Origin of the sequence: Flavobacterium sp. IB48, assembly GCF_016405855.1 — a bacterium.
In the GTDB taxonomy this organism is placed as follows: domain Bacteria; phylum Bacteroidota; class Bacteroidia; order Flavobacteriales; family Flavobacteriaceae; genus Flavobacterium; species Flavobacterium ginsengisoli.
On the sequence record NZ_JAEFCA010000013.1, the window covers coordinates 36846 to 51839 of the forward strand.

General features: G+C 33.2%; 11 protein-coding genes. 1 reads left to right on the forward strand and 10 read right to left on the reverse strand.

Annotated elements, in window-relative coordinates; genetic code table 11:
• Window positions 1–14: 14 nt before the first annotated feature.
• The 10 genes from JC605_RS23180 to JC605_RS23225 form a co-directional block, all read right to left on the reverse strand.
• Complete coding sequence (locus JC605_RS23180) at window positions 15–1448, reverse strand: MFS transporter (protein ID WP_198858463.1); 1434 nt, start codon at window positions 1446–1448, stop codon at window positions 15–17.
• Window positions 1449–1723: 275 nt separating this feature from the next.
• Window positions 1724–2833 carry an endo-1,4-beta-xylanase gene (locus tag JC605_RS23185; RefSeq protein ID WP_198858452.1) on the reverse strand — a complete coding sequence of 370 codons (1110 nt, stop codon included), beginning with the start codon at window positions 2831–2833 and terminating at the stop codon, window positions 1724–1726.
• Window positions 2834–2911: 78 nt separating this feature from the next.
• Entirely contained in the window at window positions 2912–5512 is a 2601-nt protein-coding gene (locus JC605_RS23190; protein WP_198858453.1) for a glycosyl hydrolase 115 family protein, read from the reverse strand.
• A gap of 277 nt (window positions 5513–5789) precedes the next feature.
• On the reverse strand, window positions 5790–6953 hold the full coding sequence (uxuA, locus tag JC605_RS23195; RefSeq protein ID WP_198858464.1) for a mannonate dehydratase: 1164 nt from the start codon (window positions 6951–6953) through the stop codon (window positions 5790–5792).
• A 120-nt stretch (window positions 6954–7073) separates the two neighbouring features.
• Window positions 7074–7811, reverse strand: coding sequence for an SDR family NAD(P)-dependent oxidoreductase (locus JC605_RS23200; RefSeq protein ID WP_198858454.1), 738 nt, complete (start codon window positions 7809–7811; stop codon window positions 7074–7076).
• Between the two features lie 168 nt (window positions 7812–7979).
• The gene (locus JC605_RS23205; RefSeq protein ID WP_198858455.1) at window positions 7980–10133 is read right to left on the reverse strand and encodes an alpha-glucuronidase family glycosyl hydrolase; all 2154 of its coding nucleotides are present in this window, start codon (window positions 10131–10133) and stop codon (window positions 7980–7982) included.
• Window positions 10134–10432: 299 nt separating this feature from the next.
• Window positions 10433–10975, reverse strand: coding sequence for a YbhB/YbcL family Raf kinase inhibitor-like protein (locus JC605_RS23210; RefSeq protein WP_198858456.1), 543 nt, complete (start codon window positions 10973–10975; stop codon window positions 10433–10435).
• Window positions 10976–11061: 86 nt separating this feature from the next.
• On the reverse strand, window positions 11062–11898 hold the full coding sequence (locus JC605_RS23215; RefSeq protein ID WP_198858457.1) for an AraC family transcriptional regulator: 837 nt from the start codon (window positions 11896–11898) through the stop codon (window positions 11062–11064).
• Window positions 11899–11957: 59 nt separating this feature from the next.
• Window positions 11958–12986: a LacI family DNA-binding transcriptional regulator gene (locus JC605_RS23220; RefSeq protein WP_198858458.1), complete on the reverse strand. Its 1029-nt coding sequence runs from the start codon at window positions 12984–12986 to the stop codon at window positions 11958–11960.
• A gap of 83 nt (window positions 12987–13069) precedes the next feature.
• Entirely contained in the window at window positions 13070–13507 is a 438-nt protein-coding gene (locus JC605_RS23225; RefSeq protein ID WP_198858459.1) for a PepSY-like domain-containing protein, read from the reverse strand.
• A gap of 175 nt (window positions 13508–13682) precedes the next feature.
• On the opposite strand from JC605_RS23225, the gene JC605_RS23230 reads away from it, so the two are divergent.
• The gene (locus JC605_RS23230; protein WP_198858460.1) at window positions 13683–14702 is read left to right on the forward strand and encodes a proline-specific peptidase family protein; all 1020 of its coding nucleotides are present in this window, start codon (window positions 13683–13685) and stop codon (window positions 14700–14702) included.
• The last annotated feature ends 292 nt before the right edge of the window (window positions 14703–14994 follow it).

A 14994-nucleotide genomic window follows, 5' to 3' on the forward strand; every position in this document is an offset into this window, starting at 1 on the left:
TTTTGTTTAAATAATTAAGTTCTTCGTTCTTTAAGTTCTGTTTCGATTTGCACTTCCATTTCTTTATTGATTTTATAGAAAAACAGCAATCCAGCTCCAATTAAAAAAGGGATTGCAGGGAAAATACTCACTAGTAATTTGATTCCGTTTATAGCTGTTTCTGATTGTTGAGAAGCATTTGGAACGTAATGGAAATAGCCTAAAAACAAGGTTGTTAAAGCGCCACCAACACTTAATCCTGTTTTCAATCCGACCATCATTGCAGAGAAAATAATGGCCGTTGCACGACGGTTATTCAGCCATTCTGAATAATCGGCAACATCGGCAATCATAGCCCAAAGAATTGGTATTGTGATTCCGTAGAAAAATCCGTGTAAGATTTGAGAAAAAAACATCAATCCAATTGAAGCTGGCGGAAAGAAATAGAAAGCAATAATGAATAAAGTCGAAATGAATAAAAACACTCCAAAAACATTTCGTTTTCCATATTTGTCTGCCAAGTTCTTAGATAATGTAATACCGACAATCATAAAGATAATTCCTCCCGCATTGAATAAACCGAAGCCCGCAGAAACCGGATCATTACCAAAATGATTTAGCCCAATCGTAGTTAGAAAATCTAATATTGGCTGAATAAAAACGGCTAACTGTTCTTTGTTTACATAGTTTTCAAAATAATATACATAAGAACCGCCTTTCATTGCCAGAGTCACAAAAACCAAAGTCGTCAGGGTAAGCATAATTACCCAAGGTCTGTTTTTGATTAAATCGCTTAAATCTTCTTTAACGCTTGATTTTTGTTCTGGTTTCGGAATGATTCTTTCTTTTGTCGTTAAAAAAGTAATTAAAAGCATAATTGTTCCAATAATTGCCAGAGCAGTCATTACTTTCTCGATTCCAATTGCTTTATCGCCATTTCCAGCACTTTTAATAATTCCAAGCATAAAAACCTGAACAAAAAACTGAGCAAACATAACCGCCACAAAACGGTACGAAGACATACTGTTTCTTTCTTTCATATCGCCTGTAATGACACCACTTAAGGCAGAATACGGCAAATTGTTTCCTGCATAAAAAAGCAACAATAAAGTATATGTTACAACGGCATAAATTACTTTTCCTTTATAAGAGAAATCGGGAGTTGAAAATGCTAATAAGGCCACTACTCCAAGCGGAATCGCTGTTATTAAAATCCATGGTCTGAATTTTCCCCACTTGGTACTCGTTCTATCTGCTACAACTCCAATAATTGGGTTAAAAATAAAAGCGGCGATTAATCCAACGATCAGCATAATAATGGAAGAATCAGTTGGTGATAATCCGTAAATGTCGGTGTAGAAATACGCCAGATAGGTCATCAAAGTTTGAAAAACGAGATTGGCAGCAAGATCTCCTAAACTGTATCCAATTTTTTCTTTGATGGATAGTTTTTGTGAAATTTTAGTCATTGGTGGGTTTGTGGTCATTTTGTTGGTTAGTTAGTTTTTACTCCTGCAAGGTTTTCATAACCTTGTAGGTTTCCTATTGATTAAAACTGCTCTTCAATTTTATTCCTACAAGGTTATGAAAACCTTGCAGGAATGCAAATTACAATTAAAACAATCGGTTGTGTAAAATTAGACAAAAAAACATATTATGCAAATTTACTTCACTTTATTTAAGTTATTTTTCAAACCACAACCGATTGTTGGGTAATTCATCAATCCTTACGCCATTTTATTATTTATTCTTTGGTCTCTTTAAGATTTAAAATACTATCGTAAGCTTTTTTATGTCTTAAAGTTGCATCAAATGGTAACGGATAATTTGTTCTTCCTTTTATTGGCCAATCATTTAACCAAGATTGTCCATCATGAACGCCCCAAAAAGTAACTCTACTGATTTTATCTTTGTGTTTCAAAAATAATTTAAAAATCGAAGCGTAACGTTCTGCAAGCTTGTTTTGAATAGAATCTGGCAATGCTTTAGGATACGGATTCATTTTCGCGCTTCCTTCAAAATTTTGACTAATTTCTGCCCCTTTTAAATCCCACGGATTTGGTAATACTGTAATATCTAATTCTGTAAACGCTACTTTAACTCCTAAAGCCGAATACTCTAAAATACTTTTCTCAATTTCTTCTATTGACGGGCTTCCTAACCTCCAATGTCCTTGAATTCCAACGCCATCTACTTTTCCTCCTTCTGCTTTTATTTTTTTGATTAAGGCAATCGCTCCTGCCCTTTTTGCTGGTTCTTCAATATTATAATCGTTATAATACAATTCTGCTTTAGGATCTGCTTTTGCCGCTAATTTGAATGCATCAACAAGATATTTCTCTCCGAGTGTTTTCAAAAAAACAGATTGTCTCAAAGTTCCGTCCTCATTTAAAGCTTCGTTTACAACATCCCAAGAATTGATTTTTCCTTTGTATTTGGAAACAATCGTATTGATATGATCTTGCATAAAAGCTTTCATTTCTGTGCTGTCTGCGATTTTCTCCATCCAAGGTGCCAATTGGCTGTGCCAAATCAAAGTATGTCCGTGAATAAACATTTTATTCTTTTCTCCATACGCGACAAATTTATCTGCTAAAGTAAAATCATATTTGTCTTTTTGCGGATGTACATACATAGATTTCATAATATTCTCAGCCGTAATTGCATTAAATTCTTTTCGAATAAGAGAATCTTCTTTAGCATTTTTGACTTCGATTTGATCCGCACTTAAAGCGGTTCCAATATAAAAATCATTTTTATAAGCATCTTTTAATGAAGGCGTTTCTTTTTGCGAAGTGCAGCTCATAGCCAACAAAGTCGTGACGGCAAATAAATAAGGTTTAATAAATTTCATATCTTTTGGTTTAATAGTTAATAGTTTTTATTCGTTTAGTTTTGTCCATTCTTGAACAGAACAAATTAAGTTATGGAATCATTCCTTTCTAAAACTCTCTGGCGGCCCCAAATATGACTCCAAAACTTTTCTTTCTTCCGTTTCAATTACAATTTTTTGAAGCACTAAAGCCGAATCAATCGCATAAATTTTCAAAACATGATTTCCTGCATTTTCTATTTGATGAGTTGAGGTTATAATTTTAATATTGTTTGCCACCGATTCTGCCCAATTTTTCTCCGAAGAATCTTCGTTGAGGTTCATAATTTGAGGTTTTTCTGAATCGAAAGCAATTCCGTATTTTAATCCGTCCCCTATTTTAAAATTGATTGTCGGCGAAAAATATGCTTTTACCTTTACTTTTCCTTTACTGAAAAAACAAACATCATATTCTAATCTTGGCGATTGTTCTGAAATTTCAAACGGTTGAATATTTGAAGGCTTTATCGTTATTCCAGAATCTGTTTTACCCAAATTTGGAATTAAAGTCCATTTTACTAAATCTGAATTTATAGCTTTAGAATAATTTTTACTTTCTATTGAAATGTAACCGTCATTCTCTATAAAACCATGAGCATTTTCTAAATTTTTAGTAATCGATGTTTCAACCTTTGGAGAATTCTCAGTCGAAATTTTTGCTTGAGCTTTGATTGAAATTTCAACTGTTTTTGTTTTCGGAATCACATTTTTTTCTGGCTGTTGCCAATTATCGTAACCAATATGCGTTTGTGCCATCATGTGATTCCATTTGCCATTTGCCAATTTCGTATGATAATAATTGGTAAGCTCACTATCTTTTTCAAATAACTCTTTTACTTTTTCAGCATACGCATTTGCAACGGCATTACCTTGTGCTGCATACAGCTGATTTTTGGCTGTTGCAACATACATTTCATTTAAATTGGAACTAGCCAAAACTGGAAACAAAACTAGCTGATAAAAAGCATCTTTATATTCTGGTTGTAATTTTTCGTTAATAGAATTGGCTTTTTCTACCAACTTTTGATAATCAGTAACAACCTGATCAGCTTCGTTATAATTGGTTACGCTGTATGTTTTAGCATCTAATAATTCCGGTTTTCTTCGCGCGTTGTATTTGGTATATAATTTTAAAATAGTGGCAATTTCTTCTGTAAACTGATTTCCGAAATTTTCTTTTGCCCAATTCACATAATAATCTTCTAGATTCTCCGCATTAAACTTTTCAGGATTCCAAGCCATATCCAAGAAAAAGGCAATCGGAAATTCCATTGGTTTGATATCGCCTACATTTACAATCCAGATTTTATCAACTCCATATTGATATGCTAAATCCATTTGTTCCCAAGTACGCTCAATTTGGTTCGTATTGATCCATTTATAATTTCTCGGTCCTCCAACATAATCGTAATGATAGTAAATTCCGTAACCGCCTTTTCTTGGTTTTGAATCAAGCTCTGGAAGTTTTCGAATATTCCCCCAATTATCATCACACAATAATAGTGTTACATCATCTGGAACAGTCATTCCTTTGTCGTAATAATCTTGAACTTCTTTGTAAAGCGCCCACATTTGAGGCGTTTCTTCAATCGGTTTTTTAGTTACTTCTTGAATGATATTTCGTTGGGTTTTTACAATATTTTCTAATAAATCAATTGCAGTTCCTTCCGTCATAGGTTCGTCACCGTCACCACGCATTCCGATTGTAACAATGGTTTCTTTATTTCCCATTCGTTTAATTCCGTCTTTCCAGAAATTAATCAAGGCTTCCGAATTGGTATTAAAATCCCATTTCCCATTTGATTTTCCCCATTCCGCGTGTGCTCTTGTTAATGGTTCATGATGCGAAGTTCCCATCACAATCCCGTATTCATCGGCCAAAACAGCATTCTGCGGATCTTCAACATAAAACATTCTGCCCCACATTGCTGGCCACAAATAATTGCCTTTCATTCTCAAAATCAATTCAAAAACCGTATCATAGAATTTTGAATTGAATCCGCCATATTTCTCAAAAGCCCATCCTGTTAAAGCTGGAGCTTCATCGTTTATAAAAATTCCACGATATTTTACTTTTGGTTCTCCCTGCGTGTGAACTCCAGGCAAAACATGTAATTCTGATTGTTTTTTCACTGGGACATCTGCCCAAAAATACCAAGGCGAAATTCCAATTTGATTCGATAAATCGTAAATTCCGTAAATCGTTCCTCTTTTATCTGAACCTGCGATTACAAGCGCTTTTTTAATTCCTTTAAACGGATTTTCAACAATCTGTGTTGTAAATTTTTCCCATTTTCCCTGAAGCGCACTTCTGTCGATTTTTCCTTTTTGGACTAATTGATCAATGATTTTACTTTTTCCTAATGTTCCAATTATGACAACAAAATCTTCTCCTTCAGAAATTTTTTTAATTCTTTTTGGATGTAAATCTGAAACTTTAAAAAGATCGTTTTCTAAATGTCCAACCACTTTTAAAACTCCTGCATAATCTTTATCATCAACTAAAATCGAAGCCGTTTTTCCTTTACTTACTAAAGGAAAGTTTCCAGCAGAAGCCTGATTTACTACATATTTATCTGGATTTATAGCGTACGAATTTGTACTTAATCCGATTAGGAGAAGTAATAGAATTAGACATGAAGTTTTAATTTTTAAACACATAGAATCATAGATTTTCTTTGTCTGCAAAAGGTATTTTATTTGTTTAAACAAACATAGTTTCTGCTGTTTTAAATCCGACAGGTTTAAATTCATTACAATTAGCACCAGTTTTGTCATTTCGACGTAAGGAGAAATCTTCGCAAGAAACTCTACAAAGATTGGGTTTACGTTTCGGAGCTACTAACAAAGATTTCTCCTTACGTCGAAATGACAAAACAGTACGTTTATAATCTTAAACCTAACCGGTTTAAAAAAATGTTAGGATACTTAACTTTATTTATAGACCCAATTTATAACCAATTCCCATTTCCAAACCTCTCAATTCAGCAAGACCTTTTAATCTTCCTGTTAAAGAATAACCTGGATAAGTTTCTGTTGCTTCATCAACTCGATGAAGAAAACCATGATCCGGACGCATTGGAAAACTTATTTTGGTTTTGTTCATCAACAACAATAATTTCTCCACAATTATTTCCATTTTAACATCGCCGTTTAAATGTTCTGATTCCCTGAAAATAGTTTCGCTTTCGCGGATAGTATTTCTAAGATGTAAAAAGTGAATTCGCTCTCCAAAATCGTCTATTATTTTTTCAAGATTATTTTTTGGATCTGCACTTAATGAGCCTGTACAATAACACAATCCGTTTGCTGTTGAAGGAACGGCGTTGAAAATAGCTTTCAAATCGGTTTCTGTTGAAACAATTCTTGGAAGTCCTAAAACCGAAAACGGTGGATCGTCTGGATGAATCGCTAGTTTTTGTTCGTTTTGCTCTGCAATTGGCGTTACTTCAGATAGAAAATAAATCAGGTTTTCTCTTAGTTTTTCGTTATTAATAGCAGCATAATTATCTAAAAGCGATAAAATCTGTTCTGCCGTAAAATTGATTTTGCTTCCTGGCAATCCCAGTAAAACATTTTTAAACAGTAAAGCTTTTTCATCTTCAGATAATTGATTACCAAATTTTAAAGCTTTTTCTTTTTCAGTATCAGAATAATCATTTTCAGAATTCGGTCTTTTCAAAAGAAACACATCAAAATAAGTAAATGCATCCTGATTGTATAGTAAAGCTTTGCTTCCATCTTCATTTATAAAATTATGATTGGTTCTTACCCAATCCAGAATTGGCATAAAATTGTAGGTTATAATTTTGATGCCGCAATCTGCCAGATTCTTTAAACTGATTTTATAATTTTCAATGTATTGCAAATAATTTCCAGAAGCGCGTTTGATTTCTTCATGAACCGGAAGACTTTCAACCACAGTCCATTCCAAACCATAATTGCGAATGATTTCCTGTCTTTCTTTTATTGCTTCAATCGTCCAAATATCTCCAACCGGAATTTGATGCAATGCGGTTACAATTCCCGTTGCTCCAGCTTGTCGAATATCGATCAACTTGACGCTATCACTTGGACCGAACCATCTCATGGTTTGTTGCATTTTTATCATACTTCTCTTTTTTTATGCCACGAAGGTGCTAAGTCACAAAGTTTTATTTAAAAAAACTTAAAGGCAAAATACTTTGCGGCTTCGCGCCTTTGCGAGCTATTTCATCTAGACTTAAAATCCTATACTATTTCCGCCATCAACAGGCAAAACTGTACCAGTAGTATATTTTGATTCGCTTAAAGCGAAATAATATACCGCATCTGCAATGTCTGAAGGTTCTCCTAAAAAGCCCATTGGAGTTCTTCCTAATACTTTATTTTTTCTTTCTGGATCATTATCCAAAGCAGCAGCAGACATTTTGGTTTTAATAAATCCAGGAGCAACACAATTTACACGTATTCCTGCCGGCGCTAATTCAGTTGCCATTGCACGTGTCATCGATTCAATTGCGCCTTTACTTGCCGAATAAGCAATTACTTTTGGGATCCCGTATTGAGATGCCATCGAACTAATGTTGATGATACTGCCGCTTCTGTTAGATTTCATATTTTTTATGACTTCGCGGCTTACCGCAAAAACACTCAATAAATTAGTATGAATTATCGAAAGAAAATCTTCATCAGTTACCCCTGGAATTTCTTTTTTCATGTTGATTCCAGCATTATTTACCAAAATATCAATTGAATTTTCTTTTGTGATGCTTTCAATCATCGCAGGAATTCCAGCTAGATTATTTAAGTCAAAAATTATTGGAATAGCATTTTCTCCAATTTCCTTACAAGCATCTTCTGTTTTTTCTTTTGATCTTCCAATTATGTAAGTTTTTATTCCGTTATCACATAATTTCTTTGCTGTCGCAAAACCTAAACCTGAATTTCCTCCAGTTACAATTGCTGTTTTCTTACTCATAATTTTCTATAAAATATATTTTTTGTATACAGATGAAACGGATTCGTTATCGCGAAATCGCTGATTTACGCGGATTTTTTTTCTCAATTTCATTAAAAAAATCCGCCTTTTTTCCGTGTCTTTGCGATAGCAAATCCGTTTTATCCGCGTTACAATTACTCAAATTTATTATCCATTTCCTGGCGCAAAAGGAAATTTTAATGATTCAAAATGCTCTAAAATTTGTGTTGGTTTTTCTACTCCCGCTGGAAGTTCTTTCCCTGAAAACTGCTGAAAATATAGCAAACATGCATCGCGCCACCATTTTGCTTCTTTATACTGAATTTCTAATAGCATTTTTACTTCGTTAAAACGTTCGCTGTCAATATATTTTTCGGTTTTCTTCCAAACATTCTGCATCTCTTTTACCTGATTTACGCCTTCCTGATATTTCAATGACATGCCATTCCAAAGTGTCTGACCGTTTTTCAGTTTATAATCCCATGAAACATGATGAAACCATAAAAGATCTTTTTCTGGGCAAGTTTCTAAATTATCAAAAAGTTTTTCAACTTCGGGTGCATATTGTGCAGTCGCATTAGTTCCCGTTTTTGATCGGTCAAAACCAATTCCGTTTTTGTCGGCTTTATGATAATAAGTCGGATTCCATTCTGGTCTTGATAAATTAGAAACCCAAGGTCCTGGTCCGTAATGATGTCCCGTATCCATAATATGATGTAAACCTAGCGGTGTCATATAATTTACAACGGCTTCGCGCGATTCTATCATGATATCTTTTACAGGTTTAATGAAGTTTTCGTCATTCGAAAATGTACATTTTAACCATTCATCAGCAATGGTTTCTGAATCCAAATACGGATTCCAAGCCAATCGCCCAAAACCATACCAATTGGCCTGTGCGAAAGGATGTCCTGTCCAGTTTAAATCGTTTCCGATATTGGCAACGCCAGCAATTCCAGTTAGTTTATTTTGATATAAAGTTCCATCTACAACTTTCGCAACAGTCGAACCTTTTCCTTTTTGATAGGTATCAGATTCCAGAACTTCTTGAAATAATTTAGGCAGAAAAACCAAATGTGTACTGAAACCTAAATATTCCTGCGTGATTTGAAATTCCATCATTAAAGGCGTTTTCGGCATTGCGCCAAATAACGGATGAAAAGGTTCTCTTGGCTGAAAATCGATTGCTCCATTTTTGACCTGAACAATTACATTTTCTTTGAATTTTCCATCATAAGGCTGAAATTCAGCATAAGCTTGTTTGGCGCGGTCATTAGCATCATGCCCAGAATATACAAATGCTCTCCACATAATTACACCGCCAAAAGGCGCAACGGCATCAGCAAGCATATTTGCTCCATCAACGTGATCTCTTCCATAGTTTTGTGGACCTGGCTGACCTTCAGAATTAGCTTTCACCAAAAATCCTCCAAAATCTGGAATTCGTTTATAGATTTCTGCTGCTTTATTTTTCCACCAATCAACTACTTGAGCATCTTTTGGGTCGGCTGTTTTTAAGTTTCCAATTTCGATCGGTGCCGAAAATCTTGCTGTTAAATAAACTTTTATTCCGTAAGGTCTAAAGACATTTGCCAAAGCTTCAACTTTTTCTAAATATTGTGGAGTCAGAATTAAAGCATTGGCATTTACATTGGTCAAAACCGTTCCGTTAATTCCGATTGAGGCATTCGCTCTAGCGTAATCAATATAGCGCTCGTCGATAAAATCTGGAAGTTTCTGCCAATTCCAAAGCGAAAATCCAGCATAACCTCTTTCGATTGTTCTATCTAAATTATCCCAATGATTCAGAATTCTGATATTTGTTTTTGGAGAATCAGCAATATTTAAATTCTTAATCGATTTATTAGTCTGCAATATTCTCAGGAAATTGAAAACTCCATATAAAACGGCAACGTCATTTTTTCCTGTAATAATGATTTGTTTTTTGTTTTTAAAAGAAATGGATCTGATAATAAAACCTTCGTCATTTATTTTTTCAAAATCAGATTTCAGTTCATTTTTGATTTCAGCATTTAAACTTATTTGCGAACCAACGATTAGATTATTTTCTCCTTTTATATCTGATTTGATTTCTGGAATAACACTCAGCATATCTTCAAAAGCTGTTTTAAGTTCTTTCTCCGCAATTTTAATGGTTTCTGAATTTCCTAAAACAACAATTCCTTTAAGATTGTTTTTGTATTCTGAAGCCATTGCAGAATTACTCACGGCATTATACTGAAGCCATAATTTATAATCCTTTTGTGCCAAAGCCGAAAAGGAAATCAAAAGAAACAGGAAAACAAATCTTAATGAAGTCATCTGGTTTTAATTTATTCTTTACAATCACTATTTTAAAAGAATCAATGTTTTATTCTCAATTAAGAATATTTAATAAAATTTTAATTTAAAAAATAAACAATCTTAAACAAAACAACAATTGCAATCGGTTGCGTAAAAATATAAGATTGTTATTTAAGAAAAAAATTTTAACGCTGCTTTTTTCAAAAAAATAATTTTATTAACAAATAAAGGCAGGATAATTTAAAAAACTATCCTGCCTAAAGTACCGTAAATTTTAGATTTTAAGAATTCAGAGATTAGAATTCTTTACTGATACTTTATCTTTTGTAATATGCTACAATACTGGCTTTTGCCAAAGTCTGATTCCAAAGATTAAACCCTACTACTGCCGGATTTGTATTCTCATCTGTTCCCAATTTATCAGTTTTTAAAGCATAAACGGTAATGATATATTGATGATATCCGTGACCAACTGGCGGACAAGGCCCTCCAAATCCTTTAATACCGTAATCGGTAACACTTTGAATTGCTCCTTTTGGAACAAGATTTTTAGTACCTGCGTTAGTTACCAATTCGTTTACATTTGCTGGAATATCAACTACAACCCAGTGCCAGAATCCGCTTCCTGTAGGCGCATCTGGATCGTACATAGTTACAGCAAAACTTTTGGTTCCTTCTGGAGCGTTTTTCCAAGACAACTGTGGAGATTGGTTTTCTCCTGAACATCCAAAGCCATTGAATTCCTGAACTTTAGTAATTTCCCCTCCTAAATCTTTACTAGTTAAGGTAAATGTTTTTTGTGCAAAAATAGATGTCGAGAAAATCGCTGACATCGCTAAAATTAAACTAAGCTTTTTCATTTTATCTGATTTAAAATTTTAAGCAAAGTTAGATTTGGAATAATTGAATAATTTTAGGAAAAGGTTCAAAAACTGTTGCAAAAAGCTCAAACTGCTTTATGATGTTTTGGAGTTACGCCATATTTGATTTTATAAGCCTGACTGAAGCTTGAAAGATTTTCGTAACCAGCTTCAAAATAAACTTCAGAAGGGCTTTTTTCCTGACTCAACAAATAATGCGCATGTTCAAGCCTTTTGTTTTGAAACCATTTTATAGGAGATTCTGAATAGTATTTTTCGAATTCTCTTTTAAAAGTCGAAACACTCATATTACATAAAAAGGCTAATTCTTTTAAAGTCAGTTTGCTTAAATAACTGTTTTCGATAGTTCGAATGAATTTTTGCGCAGCATCATCGCTGTTTGTAGTTAAAGAATAAAGAAAATTAGTTCCATATTTATCAATGAGATAGAACATAATTTCTTCAAATTTTACTTCTAATAATTTTGGCTGAATAGCTTTTGAAAGGTTAGCAATATCGACCAAACTTTCTACAAAACGCTTTAGAAAATCATCATAATCAAACGCATAAACTGATTTTGGCTCACTAGATTCTGAATTTTCAGATTCCATTTTTCTAATGAAATTATGAAGCATTTCGTTAGAAAAAAACAAAAGAACACTTTTATAAAGAGAAGTTTCAGAAGTTCTTTTTTCTGTCATTAAACAATTTCCAGATCTCATTATAATAAACTTAGAAGGTGTTATTGACAAGGCTTCATTATCAAAAATAACTTCTTTTGTTCCTTCAATCAAAAAACTAATTATATTCTTATTTAAAATAATCTGCTGTTTCGAAACGTCTTTAGAACTATTGTAACCCACAACATGCACCTGTTGTGATTTTTCTAAATTCATCTCGTCTGGAAGTGTAATTGTTTTCATAAAAAATATTGGCTTACCAAATAAATCGATAAGCCTTATTATTTTAAATATTCTTGATTTTATTTCTGAGTAGATTCTCTAGCGAGTACTTCTGTGTTTAAAAAAGTAATTTCTTTAGCGTCATCATTTTTAGCCGATTTCAAATTCTTGATAATGATTTCTGCTGCCGCCTTTCCCATTTTTTCAGCTGGGTGTGTTATAGTCGACAAATTAGGATCGATAATCTGCGAAATCGGATCATTATTAAAACCAATTACTTTAAATTCTTCTGGCACTTTTATACCGCGTTTTTTAGCCGTTTGTACGGCGCTTACAGCAATAATATCTCCAGGAGCAAATAATCCGTCTGGCATTGGTTTCAAATCAAATAAAGCATTGCTGGCTTTCACACCGTCTTCGTAAGTAACTGAATTTAAATTGACAATCAAGTTTTCGTCTATATCAACATTATGATCTTTCAAGGCTTCAATATAGCCTCTTTTTCTTTCATTATATAAATTTCCTAATTCTGATCCTGCCGTAATGTGGGCAATACGAATACAGCCCTGTTCAATAAGATGTTTTGTAGCTTTGTAACCTGCTGAGTAATTATCAATTACAACTCTAAAAGTATTATAATCTTTAGGAACCCTATCGACAAAAACTAACGGAATATTATTGTTTGAAAATTGATGAAAATGTGACGTATCGCGCGTTTCCATTGCCAATGAACAAATTACACCACTCACACGATTACTGTAAAGAGATTTCGCCATATTGACTTCTTCTTCATAGGAGTCATGTGACTGCATAATGATTACAGTATAATCAGACTTTTGAGCCGTAATTTCGATTCCGCTGATTAATGAAGATAAAAAGGGCTGTGTAACTGTTGGAATTAAAACCCCAATGGTTTTAGTTTTATTACCTCGTAAACCTGCAGCCAAAGTATTAGGAACAAATCCCATTTCTTCTGCAGTTTTTTTCACTTTCTTTATAGTTTTATCACTAATTGTGTGATGGTCTTTTAAAGCTCGTGAAATGGTCGATGTTGCCAAATTAAGTCTTTCAGCAATATCATAAATCGTTACATGTTTATTTTCTTCCATAAAAACAACTAATAGAAGATGTAAATATAAACTATTTTCTCTCACGTTTATATTTTCAAAAATCACTTAAAAAATAAAACACATTACCTATGTTTCCTATCTTTTAAAATTTTACCATCTTTCGTAAACTCCAAATCAATATTATTGGTTAAATCGACATCCAAATCTTTATGCCCATAGTCTATATGAGTAATTTTTTCATTAGGATAATTTTTGGCAACATAAGCTTTAACTGCATCTGGAATAAAATCTGTTGGAATTGGATTATCTCCACCATCTACTTCTCGATAGGAACCATCTTTCCAGAACTCTACTTCTGTTCCGTCTTTTAGTTTTACTTCAAAACCTTTTTCTCCATGTTCAGCATCTTTTTTAGCAATTTCTATTGAAGTATGGCTAAAGTGCTTTTTCAGAAATTCCTGTGCTGATTTTGGAAGTTCTGTTACTTCAATTTTCTTCTGCGCACTGACGCATATTGTTATACATAGCAATATAATAGTAAAAAATACTCTCGTTTTCATAATTTCACTTTTTAAGTATACTTTCACTAATTTACAATAAGAAAAAGCACTTACAAATTAATTTAAGAAACATTTATCTCTATAACACATTGATAAAACAGCACTTACATCCAAAAAAGTTCTTAATTTACATCTTAAAATTTGTAATTTAGTATAAACCGTCAAACAAAAACATATGCGTTACATTTCTATTCTAGTACTTACACTATTAATTACATCATGCAAAAATGAAAATCAAGCTAAAATATTACCTGCTTATTTTACCTATAATCAAGATAAAGTTGAATCGGCTGGAGTAAAAATGATTCCAATAAAAACACCTATTGGAGAATTTAAAGTCTGGACAAAACGATTTGGAAACAATCCAAAAATAAAAGTTTTATTATTACATGGAGGACCAGCAATGACTCACGAATATATGGAATGTTTTGAAACATTTTTTCAAAGGGAAGGTTTTGAATTTTATGAATATGATCAATTGGGTTCTTATTACAGCGATCAGCCAAAAGACAGCAGTTTATGGACTACAGAACGATTTGTTGAAGAAGTTGAACAAGTTAGAAAAGCTATTAACGCAGATAAAGAGAATTTTTATGTATTAGGAAATTCATGGGGAGGAATTCTAGCAATGGAATATGCTTTGAAATATCAGCAAAATATGAAAGGTTTATTAGTATCAAACATGATGGCGAGTGCTCCAGAATATGGAAAATATGCTGACGAAGTTCTAGCAAAACAAATGAAACCAGAAGTTTTAGCAGAAATAAGGGCTTTGGAAGCCAAAAAAGACTTTAATAATCCAAGATATATGGAGTTATTGATTCCTAATTTTTATAAAGAGCATTTATGTCGACTTGAGGAATGGCCAGACGGTTTAAATCGAGCTAGCAAGCATGCAAATGGAGAAATTTACACTTTAATGCAAGGTCCAAGCGAATTTGGAATAAGCGGAAGATTAGCCAAATGGGACATTAAAAATCGATTACATGAAATTACAATTCCAACCTTAATGATTGGTGCAAAATATGACACAATGGATCCAAAAGCAATGGAAGAGCAAAGTAAATTAGTGAAAAAAGGACGTTATTTATACTGTCCAAACGGAAGTCACTTGGCCATGTGGGATGATCAAAAAGTTTTTATGGATGGCGTAATTCAGTTCATACATGATGTTGACGACAAAAAATTCAATTAAAACAAAAAAAACATAACGCACTGATTTACAGACTACAAAAAAATTATAATATCTCCCTTTGGACCGAACTATCCGCTCTATCTTCTACGGAAGAAGTTTTTGGATAATACTAATGTTCTTTTTCCAAAGAAAGATGCCATTTCCATCCTAACGCGTATTTTATTGGAGGAGCATATTATTCTCTAGAGGTAAATACGAACATTAGAAGACACATCTTAAATCTGATACTTTAAAAACTGCGTATAAAACAAAAAACCCTATCCGTTTTGGATAGGGTTTTCAAAAGAAAGGC

Bases quoted from the DNA above. Each gene is read 5' to 3' on its own strand.
- JC605_RS23180 (WP_198858463.1), bottom strand. From the start codon at position 1,448: ATGACTAAAATTTCACAAAAACTATCCATCAAAGAAAAAATTGGATAC.
- JC605_RS23185 (WP_198858452.1), bottom strand. From the start codon at position 2,833: ATGAAATTTATTAAACCTTATTTATTTGCCGTCACGACTTTGTTGGCT.
- JC605_RS23190 (WP_198858453.1), bottom strand. From the start codon at position 5,512: ATGTGTTTAAAAATTAAAACTTCATGTCTAATTCTATTACTTCTCCTA.
- uxuA (WP_198858464.1), bottom strand. From the start codon at position 6,953: ATGCAACAAACCATGAGATGGTTCGGTCCAAGTGATAGCGTCAAGTTG.
- JC605_RS23200 (WP_198858454.1), bottom strand. From the start codon at position 7,811: ATGAGTAAGAAAACAGCAATTGTAACTGGAGGAAATTCAGGTTTAGGT.
- JC605_RS23205 (WP_198858455.1), bottom strand. From the start codon at position 10,133: ATGACTTCATTAAGATTTGTTTTCCTGTTTCTTTTGATTTCCTTTTCG.
- JC605_RS23210 (WP_198858456.1), bottom strand. From the start codon at position 10,975: ATGAAAAAGCTTAGTTTAATTTTAGCGATGTCAGCGATTTTCTCGACA.
- JC605_RS23215 (WP_198858457.1), bottom strand. From the start codon at position 11,898: ATGAAAACAATTACACTTCCAGACGAGATGAATTTAGAAAAATCACAA.
- JC605_RS23220 (WP_198858458.1), bottom strand. From the start codon at position 12,986: ATGGAAGAAAATAAACATGTAACGATTTATGATATTGCTGAAAGACTT.
- JC605_RS23225 (WP_198858459.1), bottom strand. From the start codon at position 13,507: ATGAAAACGAGAGTATTTTTTACTATTATATTGCTATGTATAACAATA.
- JC605_RS23230 (WP_198858460.1), top strand. From the start codon at position 13,683: ATGCGTTACATTTCTATTCTAGTACTTACACTATTAATTACATCATGC.